Genomic DNA, 677 nt, shown 5'->3' with positions numbered 1-677 from the left:
ATGGATGTCCATCCGATGCATTTACACGGACATTTCTTCCAAGTATTAAGCAAAAACGGGAAGCCAGTCACAGGCGCTCCATTGATTAAGGATTCGTTAAATGTAAACCCTGGTGAAGAATATGTCGTTGCATTTCAAGCAGATAATCCGGGAAATTGGATGTTCCATTGCCATGACTTGCATCACGCTTCAGCCGGAATGGTCACAGAAGTAAAATATACCGATTACAAATCGGACTATACCCCAGATCCGAATAACACAACGAATAAAGGGGAATAAGAAAGAGGGTGTCCAACATTGTGTGGGCACCCTTTCTCCCTTACTTCACATCATATCCTTGCTCTTCAATCGCTTCTTTCAGTTTTTCTACGCTGACCTTTGTTTCATCATACTCGACATCGACCGTACCTTCTTGCAAATGCACTTCTACACGGCTGACGCCATCTAACGTTTGAAGTGCATTTGTCACCGCCGCTTTGCAATGTCCGCATGTCATTCCTTGTACTTGTAATGTAATCGTCATCATCCATTCCTCCCTCTAGAAATGTTGATATATCAAGGTTTCTTGGCATCATAGGGGTGCCAAAAAAATTTTTTCGACAAAATGAATCACATACTTTTTCATTTTTGTTGATATCTAACAATCCATAGGTACGCTTCGCGACCACTGGTTATTT

Annotated in this window: 2 protein-coding genes; one reads left to right on the top strand and one right to left on the bottom strand. The window is 41.7% G+C overall.

The window, feature by feature from the left end; all coding sequences use genetic code 11:
• The coding region (locus LD028_RS02350; protein WP_237810816.1) for a multicopper oxidase domain-containing protein at positions 1 to 279 on the top strand (279 nt) is incomplete at its 5' end.
• A 40-nt stretch (positions 280 to 319) separates the two neighbouring features.
• On the opposite strand, the gene copZ is transcribed toward LD028_RS02350, so the two are convergent.
• Positions 320 to 523: a copper chaperone CopZ gene (copZ, locus tag LD028_RS02345; protein WP_237810815.1), complete on the bottom strand. Its 204-nt coding sequence runs from the start codon at positions 521 to 523 to the stop codon at positions 320 to 322.
• Positions 524 to 677 lie beyond the last annotated feature (154 nt).

Source organism: Anoxybacillus sp. LAT27, from assembly GCF_022030075.1.
GTDB classification, from domain to species: domain Bacteria; phylum Bacillota; class Bacilli; order Bacillales; family Anoxybacillaceae; genus Anoxybacillus; species Anoxybacillus kestanbolensis.
The sequence above is the reverse complement of the archived record's forward strand: the minus strand, read 5'-3'. Positions and strand labels throughout refer to the sequence as shown.